We start from the raw sequence: 13,494 nt of genomic DNA, 5'->3' as shown, positions 1-13,494 counted from the left end.
CGGGTGCCGGGGCCGAGGCCGGGTGCCGGGGCCGAGGCCGGATGCCGGGGCTCAGCCGGTCAGGTCGACGATCCCGGCGGCGAGGAGCTCAACCGGTCAGGTCGATGAGCCCGGCCGCCGTGGGCTCAGCCGGTCAGGTCGATGAGCCCGGCCGCCGTGGGGCGGAAGCCGCACCGCTCGTGGAAGCCGGCGAGGTGCGGCTCGTAGTCCACGTGCAGCCAGTGCGCGCCGCGCTCGCGGGCGGCGTCGGCCGCGGTGCGTACGAGGGTGACGCCGAGGCCCCGGCGGCGGGCGTCGGGGTGGACGGTGGTGTCGAGGAGGAAGGCGTGGACGCCGCCGTCGCCGACGACGTTCACGTATCCGACGAGCCGTCCGGCACTGCGGGCGGTGACCCGCAGCAGGCTGCGGGCGAGGACGGGACCGAAGTCGGTGTCCTGATGCCCGGGCCAGGCGGCGCGGAAGAGCGAGTTGAGCTCGTCCCCGGTGAGCGGCCCGTCGACCTCGACGGTGGTCACCGCGGGGTCAGGCCCATCGCGATCGGCACGGTGCGCAGCGCGATCGAGCCGTACGGCGTACGCAGCCGCAGCCACGGCCCGGAGGCGAAGAGGGCCACGGGGGCCTCCCCCGTCGGCAGGAAGCCCAGCGACTGGGCCGCGTGCACGGCGCGCAGCGGAAGACCGGTGGTGCCGAGGGTGCGGGACCAGATCTCACGGCCCAGGGCGTCGCGCTCGGCGCGGGTGCGCCGCTCCTCCGGCAGCTCCTCGTCCCGCGTGCGGAACTCGCGGACGGCGGCCGCGACGGCACCCCGCATCCCGGCGACGTCGGGCAGGCCGGGGACCGGCTCCCAGCCGCCGCGCGGCGGGAGCACCCCGCTCCACGGCGGGCCGGTCACGGAGTCCGGGACGACCGCCTTGCCGGCCGACTCCTCGATGCCGTCGAGGAGTTCACCGGCGGAGACGGTGACGTCGAGGTCCACGGCGTCGACGAGCCGGGCGGTGCGGATCGCGAGCACCTCGAACGACGGCGGCCGCCCGAAGACGGCCAGCGCCCCGCCGCCCGCCTGGAGGCGGACGGCGGCGGCCCGGTCGTAGTGGACGAGCCGGGTGAGGAAGGCGGCGAGGGCCGCCGCCTCCCTGGCGTCGGCGAAGTGCAGCGGAGCGAGCACGGTCATGCGGCGGACGACATCCCGTCGTCGACGTACTCCTCCAGGAAGCTGCGCTCCTCGGCGGAGATCCGCCGGGGGCGCTGCGCCTCCAGGTCGAAGGGCACGACGACCGTCGAGGCCCGTACGTACGTGACGTCCGGGTCCTTGATCTCGTAGGCGATCGTCAGGGACGCGGCGCCTATCTTCGTGACCCACGACTCGATGGTCACCGGCTCGTGCCGGTGGACCAGCGGCCGCACGTAGTCGATCTCGTGCCGGGCCACGACGGACCCGCCGGAGAACGAGGGGGAACCGTCCCCCGGCGCCAGCCGGAACATGAAGTCGATCCGCGCCTCTTCCAGGTACCGCAGGAAGACGACGTTGTTGACGTGCCCGAAGGCGTCCATGTCCGACCAGCGCAGGGGACAGCTGTAGATGTGCCGAGCCATGAGGTGATCAGCCTCGGGTCAGCTTCTTGTAGGTGGCGCGGTGCGGACGGGCCGCGTCCGGGCCGAGGCGCTCGATCTTGTTCTTCTCGTACGACTCGAAGTTGCCCTCGAACCAGAACCACTTCGAGTCGCCCTCGTACGCGAGGATGTGCGTCGCGACTCGGTCGAGGAACCAGCGGTCGTGGGAGATGACCACGGCCGCACCGGGGAACTCGAGGAGCGCGTTCTCCAGGGAGGACAGGGTCTCGACGTCGAGGTCGTTGGTCGGCTCGTCGAGGAGCAGCAGGTTGCCGCCCTGCTTGAGGGTGAGCGCGAGGTTCAGGCGGTTGCGCTCACCACCGGAGAGCACACCGGCCGGCTTCTGCTGGTCCGGGCCCTTGAAGCCGAACGCGGAGACGTAGGCGCGGGAGGGCATCTCGACGTGGCCGACGTTGATGTAGTCCAGCTCGTCGGAGACGACGGCCCACAGCGTCTTCTTCGGGTCGATGTTGGCGCGGCTCTGGTCGACGTACGAGATCTTGACGGTGTCGCCGACCTTGACGGAGCCGGAGTCCGGGGTCTCCAGACCCTGGAGCATCTTGAAGAGCGTGGTCTTGCCGGCGCCGTTCGGGCCGATGACGCCGACGATGCCGTTACGGGGCAGGGTGAAGGACAGGTCGTCGATGAGGACCTTGTCGCCGAAGGCCTTCGAGAGGTTCTCGACCTCGACGACGATGGAGCCCAGACGCGGGCCCGGCGGGATCTGGATCTCCTCGAAGTCCAGCTTCCGCATCTTGTCGGCCTCGGCCGCCATCTCCTCGTAACGCGCGAGACGGGCCTTGGACTTGGCCTGACGGCCCTTGGCGTTCGACCGCACCCACTCGAGCTCTTCCTTGAGCCGCTTGGCGCGCTTGGCGTCCTTCTGGCCCTCGACCTTGAGGCGCTCGGACTTCTTCGTCAGGTAGGTCGAGTAGTTGCCCTCGTAGGGGTGGGCGCGACCGCGGTCGAGCTCCAGGATCCACTCGGCGACGTTGTCGAGGAAGTACCGGTCGTGGGTGATGGCCACGACGGTGCCCTTGTACTGGGCGAGGTGCTGCTCGAGCCAGTTCACCGACTCGGCGTCGAGGTGGTTGGTGGGCTCGTCGAGGAGCAGCAGGTCGGGGGCCTCCAGGAGGAGCTTGCAGAGCGCGACACGGCGCTTCTCGCCACCGGAGAGGTTGTTCACGGGCCAGTCGCCGGGCGGGCAGCCCAGGGCGTCCATGGCCTGCTCCAGCTGGGCGTCGAGGTCCCACGCGTTGGCGTGGTCCAGGTCGTCCTGGAGCTTGCCCATCTCCTCCATGAGCTCGTCGGTGTAGTTCGTCGCCATCTCTTCGGCGATCGCGTTGAACCGGTTGAGCTTGCCCTTGATCTCGGCGACGCCGTCCTCGACGTTCTCCAGGACGGTCTTGGACTCGTCGAGCTTCGGCTCCTGCATGAGGATGCCGACGGAGAAGCCGGGCGACAGGAACGCGTCACCGTTGGACGGCTGCTCGAGGCCCGCCATGATCTTCAGAACGGTGGACTTACCGGCACCGTTCGGGCCGACCACACCGATCTTCGCGCCCGGCAGGAAGCTCAGCGTCACGTCATCCAGGATGACCTTGTCGCCGTGCGCCTTGCGCGCCTTGCGCATCGTGTAGATGTACTCAGCCAAGAGAAACCGTCCGGCAAAGAGTGAGTGGGCAGATACACCCCATCTTGCCTGACCGCCACCCCCGGGTGCGAACCAGTAGGCGGGGGAGCCCCTGACCTGCGCGTTCTCGGAGCGTCTGGGTAGCGGTGCGGTCACGGTTCGTCGCGGTCTCGGCGCCGCCTCCACGCCGTCTCCTCGTCGTCTCCCCGCCGTGGACGTGCGACGACCCCGGGCGCGGGTGCGGCCGGGGTCGTGCGGGGTCACGCTGGTGTGGCGAGGGGCCTGGGTCCGTGGCCCCCGGGATTACTGGCCGGCCGTCTTCTTCTTGCGGAGGAAGAAGACCGCGCCGCCACCGACCACGACGAGCGCGGCGGCGATGCCGGCGATCATCGGGGTGGCGCTGGAGCCGCCGGTCTCGGCGAGGTCGCCGCCACCGGTCGTGGTGCCGCCCGTGGTGTCACCGGTGGTGCCGGCGGTGGTCGACGGGGTGGAAGGCGTGGCCGAGGGGGTGGTGGAGGGGGTCTCCGACGGCTTCGGGCCGGGGGTGGCCGTCTTGCAGTCTAGGACGCCCTCGAAGGTCTCCTCGAAGCCGTTCGGGCCGGTGATCGTGAACTTGTACGCCTCGTCCTCGGCGAGCGGGACGGCGATGTTCTTCGTCTCACCGGCGGCGACCGTGTACGAGGTGCCCTTCAGGTCGAAGGTCCAGGCCTCGTCGCCCTTGTTGGAGGCGATGACCTCCAGGCCGCCCTTGGCGCAGTCCTTCGCGACCGAGACGGACGGGACGGCACCCTTCTTGGCCCACGTGGCGGAGGCCTTGGCGGTGACGGTGGAGTCGCTGGAGCCGGCCAGGATCAGGGTCTGCGAGGGGCCGTCGATGGAGACGAAGGCGCGGCCGAGGGAGACCTTGGTGGTGGCCTCGGCGGTCAGCTCGGCGGTGCCGTCGGCGGTGCCGGCCGGGACGTCGAAGTAGACCTGGTCGCCGTTCTTGGCCTCGGTGACCGGCTTGCCGGCCTTGTCGACGACCTGGACGCCGGCCGGGGTGCCCGGGGCGGCCGCGAGCTTGGCGGTGGCGTTGGTGGTGACGGTGATCGGGCCGAGCTTCTCGCCGGCCTTGCCCGCGACGGTGGCCGGGGAGAGGCTCAGTGAGGCCGTCGGCTCGTCGAGCTCGACCGCCTTCTCGAGCAGGTACTCCTTCAGCTTCTCGGCGTCCTCGTCCTTCGGCGTCGCGACGACGTTGTCGGAGAGGGTCCAGATCGCGGCCTGGGTGCCGGCGGCGGCCTCGCCCTTGGAGAGGTCGGCGCCCACCTTGCCGCCGAGGGTCTCGGCGGACAGCTTCGGGTAGGAGTTCTCCAGGATCCAGAGGATCTTGCCCGCGTTGCCGTTGTTGTGCAGGGAGGACTCGTCCCAGCCGACTTCCTTGTAGTCGAAGTCGCGCTTCGCGCCGGTGCGGAGGTCGATGCAGTAGGTGAAGAGGGTGCCCCCGCCATCGACCTCCATCTTGAACAGACCGCCACCGACGGACCACTTGGTGCCGTTCTTCTCGGTGATCTCGACGGAGCCCTTGTCCTCCGTGAAACCGCCGAACTTCGCCGTGACACCGCCGGCACCCGGGGCACCTTCATCGGCGAGGGCCGGACCGGCGGTCGCTATCGCACCGGTCGCGACGAGGCCGGACACCAGGATCGTGGCTGCCAGGCGGGCAATGCCACGCCCACGAACTGAAAACATTGGATTCCCCTCCGGGCGCGTCGCTCCGCGAACTTGGTCGATTCGCGTGGGGGGAGCGCACGCCAGCAGAACTCACAGACTCGATGGGCTCACGTGCCGCATGAGTATTCGGGAATCCTAGGGACGCGAAAGCCCCCTGTGCCCTGTCGTGCGGTCAGACAACCATTCCGACTCGGAATCGTTACCACCCAGGCGAGTTGGTCGACAAATCACCACCACGCAAGGTCAGGACGCGGTTACCAGCTGGGGTTTCACCTCCGTCGCCTCCTCCGCCGCCACCGCCCACGGGTCCTGTTCCGGTCGCGCCCCGGACCCGGACCCGGACTCGGTCTGCGGCTCGGGCTGGAGCCTGGACTCCGCCCGCGGGGCGCGCCGGAAGGCCGCCGTCCCCCGGCTCAGGTCGTGCCCCACGGCCACCGCGTCCACGTCCACGAAGGTCTTGCGCTGCCCGTCGCGCTCCTCCTCGCGGACCTTCAGGCGCCCGTGCACCACGAGCGGTTCGCCGACGGAGACCGAGGCCGCGAGGTTGGCGCCGAGCGAGCGCCAGGCCGACACCGTGTAGAAGCTGGTGTTCCCATCGGTCCAGAGCCCCCGCTCCCGGTCCCAGCGGCGCGCGGTCACCGCGAACCGGAAGCGGGCCACCCCGCCCGTCACCGTGTCCCGGTACTCCACCGCCGTCGCCACGTTCCCGACGAGCGTCACGGTCGTGTCGTTCATGGTTCCGCCCCCACTCTCCCGGTGTCCTGCTGCGTGGACACCCCGTGGGAACCATGCTGGAGCGGCCGGCCGCACCCCGCTCGCGCCTGTGGACCGCCCCGTACCTGTGGACAACTCCCCCACCCGGAAGGGGGATGGCGCCCCTCCGCCCTACCTTCCCCGAGCCCCCGCCCGCGTCGCGCCCAGCCGGCCCGTACCGGAGCGGCGGCCGCCCACGACCCGGGCGGCGGCCGCAGACGGGCGCGAGCCCACCACCGTCGCGTACTGCTCGCGGACCTCCCGGTAGCGCATCAGCTCCGCCGCCACCGGGTCGAGGACCCGGGCCCGGCCGCAGGCGGCGGCCGCCTCCCGCAGGCGGCGCTCGGCCTCCTGCCCGTACCGCCGGGCCGGGCCCTTCACGGCGCTCTCGCAGGCCCATTCGACGAGCGGACCGCCGATGATCCCGCCGAGCATCACGAGGACCGGCGGCAGCAGGCCCGGCTGGACGACGCCGACGATCTGCGCCACCAGCCAGAGCGCGCCGAAGATCTGCAGGAGCGTCATCGCCGCCTGGGCGAGGACGGCCGCGGGCCACCAGGCGGGCCGGGGCGGCCGGGCCGCCGGGTCCCCGAGGGAGACCGTCAGCTCGTCGAGGGCCTCCGGCAGCCCGTCGGCCCCGCGCGCGGCGGCCTCGCGCACCGCCTGCGCCCAGGGGGCCGGGAGCCCGCGCGAGGCGTCGTCGGCGACGATCCGCACGGCCTGCTCGACGCGTTGGCGGGCCGTCAGCTCGTCCTCGGCGGGGGCGGCGAGGTGCGGGTCGGTGGAGCCGTGCGCGCGCATCCGCTCGTACCAGCGGTAGAGCCGCAGCCAGGGGGTGCCGCAGGCGCGGATGGCGCCGCGGCGCCAGACCCGCTCGGCGGCCTCGCCCGCGGCCTGGGCGCCGACGGCGACGGCGAGCCGGTCCGTGAAGGCGTCGCGGGCCCGTTCGTCGAGGCCGGGCCTCCCGTCGGCGACGTACGCCTGGCGCAGCCGGGCCGCGGCGGAGTCGACGTCGGCGGCGAGGCGGCGCTCGGGGGCGGTGCGTTCCTGGACGAACCGGGCGACGAGCTCGCGCAGTTCGGGCACGCCCTCGCCCGTCAGCGCGGAGAGCGCGAGGACGGTGGCCCCCGGCTCGCCGTGCTCGCCGAGCGCCACGCCGTCCTCGTCGAGGAGGCGGCGCAGGTCGTCGAGGACGAGGTCGGCCGCCTCGGTGCCGAGCCGGTCGATCTGGTTGAGGACGACGAAGGTGACCTCCGCGTGCCCGGCGAGGGGCCGCAGGTACCGCTCGTGGAGGGCGGCGTCGGCGTACTTCTCGGGGTCGACGACCCAGATCACGGCGTCGACGAGGCCGAGGACCCGGTCGACCTGGTCGCGGTGGGCGGTGACGGCCGAGTCGTGGTCGGGCAGGTCGACGAGGACGAGGCCCTGGAGCTCGGTGTCGCCGGCGCCGCCCGCGAGGGGGCGGCGGCGCAGCCTGCTCGGGACGGCGAGCCGGTCGAGGAGTCCGGCGGCGCCCTCGGACCAGCTGAGCGCGATGGGCGCGGAGGTGGTGGGGCGGCGCAGTCCGGTCTCGGAGACGGGCACGCCGGCGAGGGCGTTGAAGAGCGTGGACTTGCCGCTTCCGGTGGCTCCGGCGAGGGCGATCACGGTGTGCCGGGAGGAGAGCCGCTGACGGGCGGCGGCCTCGTCGAGCACGCGCCCGGCCTCGGCGAGGGCCTCGCTCTCGACCCGGGTGCGGGAGAGTCCGACGAGCTCGTGGAGGGCGTCGAGGCGGGCGCGGAGGGGCCCGCCGTAGCTGCCGCCGAGGGCGGGCGGGGAGAAGTCCTCGTCGGGAGTCTCGGCCGCCGCCTCCTCTACGGACCGGTCAGCCGCCTTGTCAGCGGCGCGTCGCGCGATCAGCCCGTCGTCCCAGCGCTCGCGGCCGCGCTCCTGCTCGTCGTCCACCACGTCACTTCTCCTTCTGCAGTACGGAGAGCGCGGCGATCAGCTCCGCCTGCGGCTCGGGGGTCACGGCGAGCGCGTCGAGGGGGGCGAGGCGGCGGTCGCGCTCGGCGTGCAGGACGCGGTCGACGCACGAGAGGACGAGTTCGCCGCCCTTGTCGCGCAGCCGCAGGGCGGACTGGGCGCCGAGGAGTTCGGCGAGGCGTTCGCCGGCGGCGCGGGCGCGGCGGCCGCCGAGGAGGGAGGCGGCGAGGAGCGCGGCGACGGTGTCGGGCTCGGGGACGGCGCCACGGGACCCGGAGGCTCGGGACCCGGAGGGGCGGTCGACGCCCCGTACCTCCTCCTCGGCCAGCTCCTCGAGGACGCGGCGCCAGCGGCGCACCTCCACGCCGGTCCGCTCGGCCGTCTCCCGGTCGCCGCCGGTCCGCGGCGGGCCGAGGACCTCTGAGGCGGGTTCGCGGCGCCAGGTGTCCCGGACGCGCTCCTCGGCGGCGGAGACCGCGCAGTGGAGGAGGGCGGCGAGGGACTCGGCGAGGGCGTCGAGGAGCTCCTCGGCGGTGCTGTCGCGGGGGTAGCCGCGCCAGCGGGTGCGGGCGTCGCCGGCGAGTACGGCGCCGCGGCCGAGCTCCTTGCGCACGCGGCGGCCCTGCTCGCCGTACGCGGCCTCGACGACGCCGCCGAGGCGGACGGCGGCGGCGTACTGGGCGGCGACCGCGCCGGCCAGCTCGGGCAGCCGGGTGTCGAGGGAGTCGATGACCCCGGAGGCGGTGCGGTCGGCGGCCTGCTGGCGGGCGGCCGGATCCTGGGCGCGGTGGGCGAGCCAGGCGCGGAACGCGGCGACGGCGCTGTCGGGAAGCAGGCCGCTGCCGCCGCCGGCGGACTCGGGCAGCTCGGGGATGGTGAACCGGGGTACGTGCCCGAGGCCGGCCTTGTCGAGCAGGGCCCCGTACTGCCGGGAGACCTCGCCGATGACCTGGTGGGGGACGCGGTCGAGGACGGTGACGAGGGTGGCGTCGTACTCCTTCGCGGTACGGAGCAGGTGCCAGGGCACGGCGTCGGCGTACCGCGAGGCGGTGGTGACCATGACCCAGATGTCGGCGGCGCAGATCAACTCGGCGGCCAGGAGCCGGTTCTCGACGACCAGGGAGTCGATGTCGGGGGCGTCGAGGAGGGCGAGCCCTCGGGGCAGCGAGGCGGCGGTCTCGACGCGCAGCGCGTTCTCCTCGGGGGCGGGTTCGTCGACGGGGTGGTCCTCGTCGGCCTGGGGCAGCCAGACGCGGGTCAACTGCGGGAGGACCCGCATCCCGGCGAACCAGTGGTGGTCCTCGGGGTGGCAGACGAGCACGGGCGTCCGGGTCGTGGGCCTGAGCACGCCCGCCTCGCTGACGCGGCGCCCCACAAGGGAGTTGACGAGGGTGGACTTCCCGGCACCGGTGGACCCGCCGACGACGGCGAGGAGCGGGGCGTCGGGATCTTTCAGACGGGGCACCAGGTAGTCGTCGAGCTGGGCGAGCAACTCGGCCCGGGTCTGGCGGGCGCGGGGCGCGTCGGGGAGGGGCAGTGGGAGACGCACGGCGGCGACTCGGTCGCGCAGGGCGGAGAGTGCGTCGATCAGCTGAGGCCGTTCGTCCAAGGTCACCACATGCGAAGAATGCCCAATTTATGAGTGTTTTTGAAGCGTATTGCGACCCTGCGCGCCGAAGAGAAGGGCGGTGACCGGAAGGTCGGGCATAACGAGTGCACAACACCCGCCCCGAGCGGCGCGAAAAGCGCTGCGCGAATCGCACCTGCCTGCGATTATCGGTTCGCTTCACCGAACCTCCACATCGTGCCACGCAGGTGAAGCAACCGGGCCAAGGCGATCGGAGCCCTATCCTTGTCCCGGCAGGCACACCCCACCCACCAGGGGCTCCTGGCCACACGGCCACCACCCGGCCCCCGTAGCTCAGTGGATAGAGCAGGTGCCTTCTAAGCACTTGGCCGCAGGTTCGAGTCCTGCCGGGGGCGCACGGCGAGACCCCTCCTTCGGGAGGGGTCTTTTCGCTGGTCGGGGATGGTTTTCGGCCGGGGCGACAGAGTCGGGCAGGGCGCCTCCGATGGCTGGATCCATCCGGCTGGATCCGGCCATAGACGATCCCTGGTGGCTGGTTTTCCCGAAAACTTCCCGAAGCTTTCGGGACGGCCCACCGCCTGTGCCGCTCCGGTCCGCGCACTCTTCTCTGCCGCCGGCGAACTGCTCTGACGGGGAGGGCTGGTGATCCGCTCCCGCTCTCAGGTGATCCGTGGGCTGCGGCGTTCGAGGAGGAGGACGTCGCGCCAGACGCCGTGGTGGCGGCCGATGCGTTCACGAGTTCCGATCACGCGGAAGCCGGCCCGCCGGTGGAGGGCGAGGCCGGCGGCGTTCTCGGGGAAGACGGGGCAGGCGTGCCCGCAGCCCATGGTGATGGCGCCTGGACCGCCTCCATCGTGAGGACCTTGATTACGGGCGGGGGTCGGGTGGGGGCCGAAGGTGACCGCGACCAGGCCGAGGCCGCCGGCGGCCGGCCGAACATCGCGTCCGCGAGCACCCGCCCCGGCGATCTGGTCGGTCACCTCGCGGAGGGACGGGCCCTCGCCGCCGCCACCGGCCGCTTCGAGGACGTCGGCCCGGCGGCCTTCGGGGAGAACGACACCTCCTGCTGCTACGCCCTCCAGGACGAGGTCTGGGTCACCGGCCCCGGCAAGGGGCCCTGGGAGGTGTACGTCGGCAAGGCCGGCGCCGCCCCCGGCGCCTACCGCGCCCCTGGCCGAGCACGACACGGCGGCGGGCTGCTGCCGCGGCTGACGTCGCCGTGGTCCGCACGCACCGAGCGCGGACCGCCGCCGATCCCGAGGGCCGCCCTTGGGAAAGCACGGCACACCGGGCAGGGCCTGGGGTTCTTCGATGCGCTGCTGGAGTTCGGCGACCTGGTCCGTGACGCGGTGGGCGTACCTGGAGAGCAGGGCGGGGGCGCTGTTGCCGGCCCGTTCGGCGACCCGCGCGGGCGGGGTGCCGTTGGCGAGACAGGTCGTCAGGCAGGTGTGGCGAGGTCGTACACGCGCTTGCCCGTGGGCGAGTTGTACTCGTACTCGGGCAGTGCGGCCTCACGTGCCTTCCCCCAAGCCCCCGGCCACCAGGCCACCGTGGGCTGAGTGCTGTTCCTGCCCACGTGAGTATGCGTACTCACGCGCAAGGGGCTGCTTGATCAGATGCTGTGCACATGAGACGAATCCCTTCCTCGGCCGGCATGTTCGCCCGTTCCTCGCGCCGGCCCCGGCTCACCCTGGCCATGACGGCTCTCGCTGTGCTGGCACTCGGTGCGTGCGGCACCGTGAAGACGACCACCGGCGGAGAGCAGGCCGTGCGCGCAGAGGCCGTGGGAAGTCAGCGGCCTGCTCCGACCCTCGCGGAGATCCAGGAGCACATCGAGCAGTCGTGCCCTCCTCCGGGCGCCCCGCCCGTGGCGCCGCCGAGCCCGTCGGCGGCACCGCCCGGCGAGGAGCCGCCGGTCGACATGGTCGTGCCGACCGCGCCCACGGCGGGACCGGAAGTGGAGCTGAACGCGCGTGACTGGTGCGCGGGCGGCCTTCACGAGGAGCGCGTCGCCGGGGCCCTCCTGGATCTGGTGGATCCCACCCCCACGAAGGTCAGGACGATCCTGAACGGCCTCGGCTACGCCGACGAGCGCATCCACGACCTGAAGCGGTCCGGTGCGACCACGCACTTCTTCCTCGACCTGCGCGAGAAGGGCGGGCGGCTCTGCCTGGAGGGCTCGGCAGCCGGCGAGGGGACCGTCGTCGACAAGTGCGTGGCCCCCGCGACCGGCCCGTTCACACCCGGAGGTCGCGATCAGTGACCACCGGCGCCATGGCTGTACGGGAACAGGGCCGTGCGACGAGTCGGCGCGGGACGGCAGGGCACGCGCGAGGGTCGTCCGCGGGCGTCACCGTACGGGCAACCGGGTGCCATCGGAGCGGCATCGGTGCGGGTGATGGCGGAGGCATAACGGATCGAAGGGGCGGGTTCCTAGGTTTCTCGTCGCCGGCCGAGAACGACCGGTTCGAACAGGCGAGACAGGGGCCGGCCTCGAGGGTCTGGACCGCATGCCGCCGGTGACCCGAAGGAACCGAACGTGCGCAGAATCGCGCTCCCCGCAGTGGCGGCCATGTCGCTGGCACTGCTGCTCCCCCAATCGGCCATCGCCGAGGACATCCCCTCCCCGGCGCTGGAGACCGGGGAGATCCAGCTGATCGGCCCGGGCATGTACCAGTCGGCCGACGACAGCTTCCAGATATCCGAGAACGACGTGTCGTACGGCCTGATGAGCCGCACCCACACGGTGGACGGGACCGGTCCGGGCGTCGCCCAGGCCCAGGACGCCCCGGCCACCCGCGCCGACCTCGGGGTGTTCGGTCCCAGCTGGGAGGCCGAGTTCGTCGGCGGCCAGCTGGACCGCAAGCTGGTCCCCGGCTCCGGTTCGATCACCACCACCGACCTGGACACCGCGGAGTCCGTCCGCTACGACCTGACCGACTCGGTGGCCGGCGCCAACGGCGGCAGCATCAACACCTACAAGGCGTCCGACGGTTCCACGCTGGTGGAGAACGTGCAGTGGGACGACCTCGCAGGCGTCCTGAAGACGACGATCACCGAGACGCTGAACGTCGACCTGACCCAGGTCGCCTCCGGTGACGACGTGCCGGTGGACTCCGTCGGCAACCCGATCGCGGCCGCCTCCCTCAAGCCGTCCTACACCTGGAAGCAGGTCGGCGGCAGCGGCGACAACTGGCGGGTGACGGCGGTCGGCAACACCGCCTACAAGCAGACGACGGTCACCTACGACAGCGTCGGCCGCGTCTCCACGGTCAAGGACCCGGCGCGCGCCGACATCCCCGCGCAGACCGTGAAGGTCAACTACGCGGCCGCCACCACGGCCTCCGGCCAGACCCTCGGCGACGTCGCGGGCCAGGTCAAGGACATCACCGTCACCGTCGGCCAGACCGTGCAGACCCTGGCCCGCTACTCGTACGACGGCTCCGGCCTGCTCCGCAAGGTCGTCGACCCGGCGTCCGGCGGCCAGCTCAACACGTACAGCTACGACGCCTCCGACCGGGTGGTCTCCGCCTCCGCCGAGGACGGCGCGTCCTGGCAGCTGACCTACTCCGGTGACGCGGCCGCCCCGCAGTCGGTGGAGACCACCGGCATCCGCCCGGAGGCCGGAAGCGCCGTCCAGGGCGCCCCCAGCCTGGCCCAGGCGGAGGGCGTCGCCCCGGCCGCCGAGGACTTCGCCGGCAGTGAGATCACCTCCGCCCAGGCCTACCCGAGCTACTGCTCCCGTCCCGAGACGTGGATGTGGTACCAGTACAGCGGCTGCGCGACCAAGGTCGCCCACTACGGCTGGCGCAACCCGAGCTGGAAGAGGACCCCGACCGGCGCCTGGGTCATGGGCATCTACAAGGACCACTGCACCAGCGCCTCCGACACGCCCGGCGGCTGGGACTTCCGTACCGCGTGTGACTCGCACGACTACGGCTACGGGACGATCGGCAACACCTACAAGGGCTACCGCTACTACCTGGACCGCAACAAGGGCATCGCGACCGACGTCGCGTTCTACAACATGCTCTACTACAACACCTGCCCGGCGTACTTCTGGAAGAGCGCCTGCCGCTCCACCGCGTACTCGTACTACCTCGGTGTCTTCTACGGCGGTCACCCGAAGAACGGTGCCGACGCCACCTGACGGGCCGCGCGACCGCAGGGGAACCGGGCAGCTGAGCAACCGACGCTGCTGCCCGGTCCCCGCCCCGGGGCCTGATCACACGGC

At 72.2% G+C, this 13,494-nt stretch carries 11 protein-coding genes, 1 tRNA gene and 1 pseudogene; 4 read left to right on the top strand and 9 right to left on the bottom strand.

The window, feature by feature from the left end; translation table 11 throughout:
* Nucleotides 1-125: 125 nt before the first annotated feature.
* The 8 genes from GGE06_RS01550 to GGE06_RS01515 all read right to left on the bottom strand — a co-directional run bounded on the left by GGE06_RS01550 (nucleotide 126) and on the right by GGE06_RS01515 (nucleotide 9,281).
* Complete coding sequence (locus tag GGE06_RS01550) at nucleotides 126-515, bottom strand: GNAT family N-acetyltransferase (protein ID WP_116160955.1); 390 nt, start codon at nucleotides 513-515, stop codon at nucleotides 126-128.
* Nucleotides 512-1,171, bottom strand: coding sequence for a DUF8010 domain-containing protein (locus GGE06_RS01545; protein ID WP_116160954.1), 660 nt, complete (start codon nucleotides 1,169-1,171; stop codon nucleotides 512-514). Before GGE06_RS01545 ends, GGE06_RS01550 begins: the two co-directional genes overlap by 4 nt.
* Nucleotides 1,168-1,593 carry an acyl-CoA thioesterase gene (locus tag GGE06_RS01540; protein WP_093876056.1) on the bottom strand — a complete coding sequence of 142 codons (426 nt, stop codon included), beginning with the start codon at nucleotides 1,591-1,593 and terminating at the stop codon, nucleotides 1,168-1,170. The genes GGE06_RS01545 and GGE06_RS01540 overlap by 4 nt, the downstream gene beginning before the upstream one ends.
* Before the next feature lie 7 nt (nucleotides 1,594-1,600).
* Entirely contained in the window at nucleotides 1,601-3,265 is a 1,665-nt protein-coding gene (gene ettA / locus GGE06_RS01535; RefSeq protein ID WP_116160953.1) for an energy-dependent translational throttle protein EttA, read from the bottom strand.
* 282 nt (nucleotides 3,266-3,547) lie between these two features.
* Entirely contained in the window at nucleotides 3,548-4,921 is a 1,374-nt protein-coding gene (locus tag GGE06_RS01530) for an LAETG motif-containing sortase-dependent surface protein (protein WP_312882998.1), read from the bottom strand.
* Between the two features lie 276 nt (nucleotides 4,922-5,197).
* Nucleotides 5,198-5,689, bottom strand: coding sequence for a single-stranded DNA-binding protein (locus GGE06_RS01525; RefSeq protein ID WP_116160951.1), 492 nt, complete (start codon nucleotides 5,687-5,689; stop codon nucleotides 5,198-5,200).
* A gap of 150 nt (nucleotides 5,690-5,839) precedes the next feature.
* Nucleotides 5,840-7,654, bottom strand: coding sequence for a YfjP family GTPase (locus GGE06_RS01520; RefSeq protein ID WP_116160950.1), 1,815 nt, complete (start codon nucleotides 7,652-7,654; stop codon nucleotides 5,840-5,842).
* 1 nt (nucleotide 7,655) lies between these two features.
* Nucleotides 7,656-9,281 (bottom strand): dynamin family protein, encoded by a 1,626-nt coding sequence (locus GGE06_RS01515; protein WP_116160949.1) that lies wholly within the window; start codon nucleotides 9,279-9,281, stop codon nucleotides 7,656-7,658.
* A 301-nt stretch (nucleotides 9,282-9,582) separates the two neighbouring features.
* On the opposite strand from GGE06_RS01515, the gene GGE06_RS01510 reads away from it, so the two are divergent.
* Nucleotides 9,583-9,655 (top strand) — tRNA-Arg (locus GGE06_RS01510).
* Between the two features lie 264 nt (nucleotides 9,656-9,919).
* Here GGE06_RS01510 and GGE06_RS01505 read toward each other — a convergent pair.
* Nucleotides 9,920-10,063: pseudogene (locus GGE06_RS01505) on the bottom strand (GNAT family N-acetyltransferase); the annotation flags it as partial.
* Nucleotides 10,064-10,144: 81 nt separating this feature from the next.
* Here GGE06_RS01505 and GGE06_RS43960 point away from each other — a divergent pair.
* From GGE06_RS43960 to GGE06_RS01490, 3 genes are all read left to right on the top strand, one after another.
* Nucleotides 10,145-10,819, top strand: a complete 675-nt coding sequence (locus tag GGE06_RS43960; RefSeq protein ID WP_376773482.1) for a hypothetical protein — start codon at nucleotides 10,145-10,147, stop codon at nucleotides 10,817-10,819.
* Between the two features lie 68 nt (nucleotides 10,820-10,887).
* Nucleotides 10,888-11,523, top strand: coding sequence for a hypothetical protein (locus GGE06_RS42195; RefSeq protein WP_246532287.1), 636 nt, complete (start codon nucleotides 10,888-10,890; stop codon nucleotides 11,521-11,523).
* 276 nt (nucleotides 11,524-11,799) lie between these two features.
* Nucleotides 11,800-13,410, top strand: a complete 1,611-nt coding sequence (locus GGE06_RS01490; RefSeq protein ID WP_312882997.1) for a phospholipase A2 — start codon at nucleotides 11,800-11,802, stop codon at nucleotides 13,408-13,410.
* The last annotated feature ends 84 nt before the right edge of the window (nucleotides 13,411-13,494 follow it).

Source organism: Streptomyces nymphaeiformis, from assembly GCF_014203895.1.
GTDB lineage: Bacteria > Actinomycetota > Actinomycetes > Streptomycetales > Streptomycetaceae > Streptomyces > Streptomyces nymphaeiformis.
The sequence above is the reverse complement of the archived record's forward strand: the minus strand, read 5'-3'. Positions and strand labels throughout refer to the sequence as shown.

What these genes read in the sequence shown, in the direction of transcription:
- GGE06_RS01540 (WP_093876056.1), bottom strand. Translation starts at nt 1,593, where the DNA reads ATGGCTCGGCACATCTACAGCTGTCCCCTGCGCTGGTCGGACATGGAC.
- GGE06_RS01545 (WP_116160954.1), bottom strand. Translation starts at nt 1,171, where the DNA reads ATGACCGTGCTCGCTCCGCTGCACTTCGCCGACGCCAGGGAGGCGGCG.
- GGE06_RS42195 (WP_246532287.1), top strand. Translation starts at nt 10,888, where the DNA reads ATGAGACGAATCCCTTCCTCGGCCGGCATGTTCGCCCGTTCCTCGCGC.
- GGE06_RS01525 (WP_116160951.1), bottom strand. Translation starts at nt 5,689, where the DNA reads ATGAACGACACGACCGTGACGCTCGTCGGGAACGTGGCGACGGCGGTG.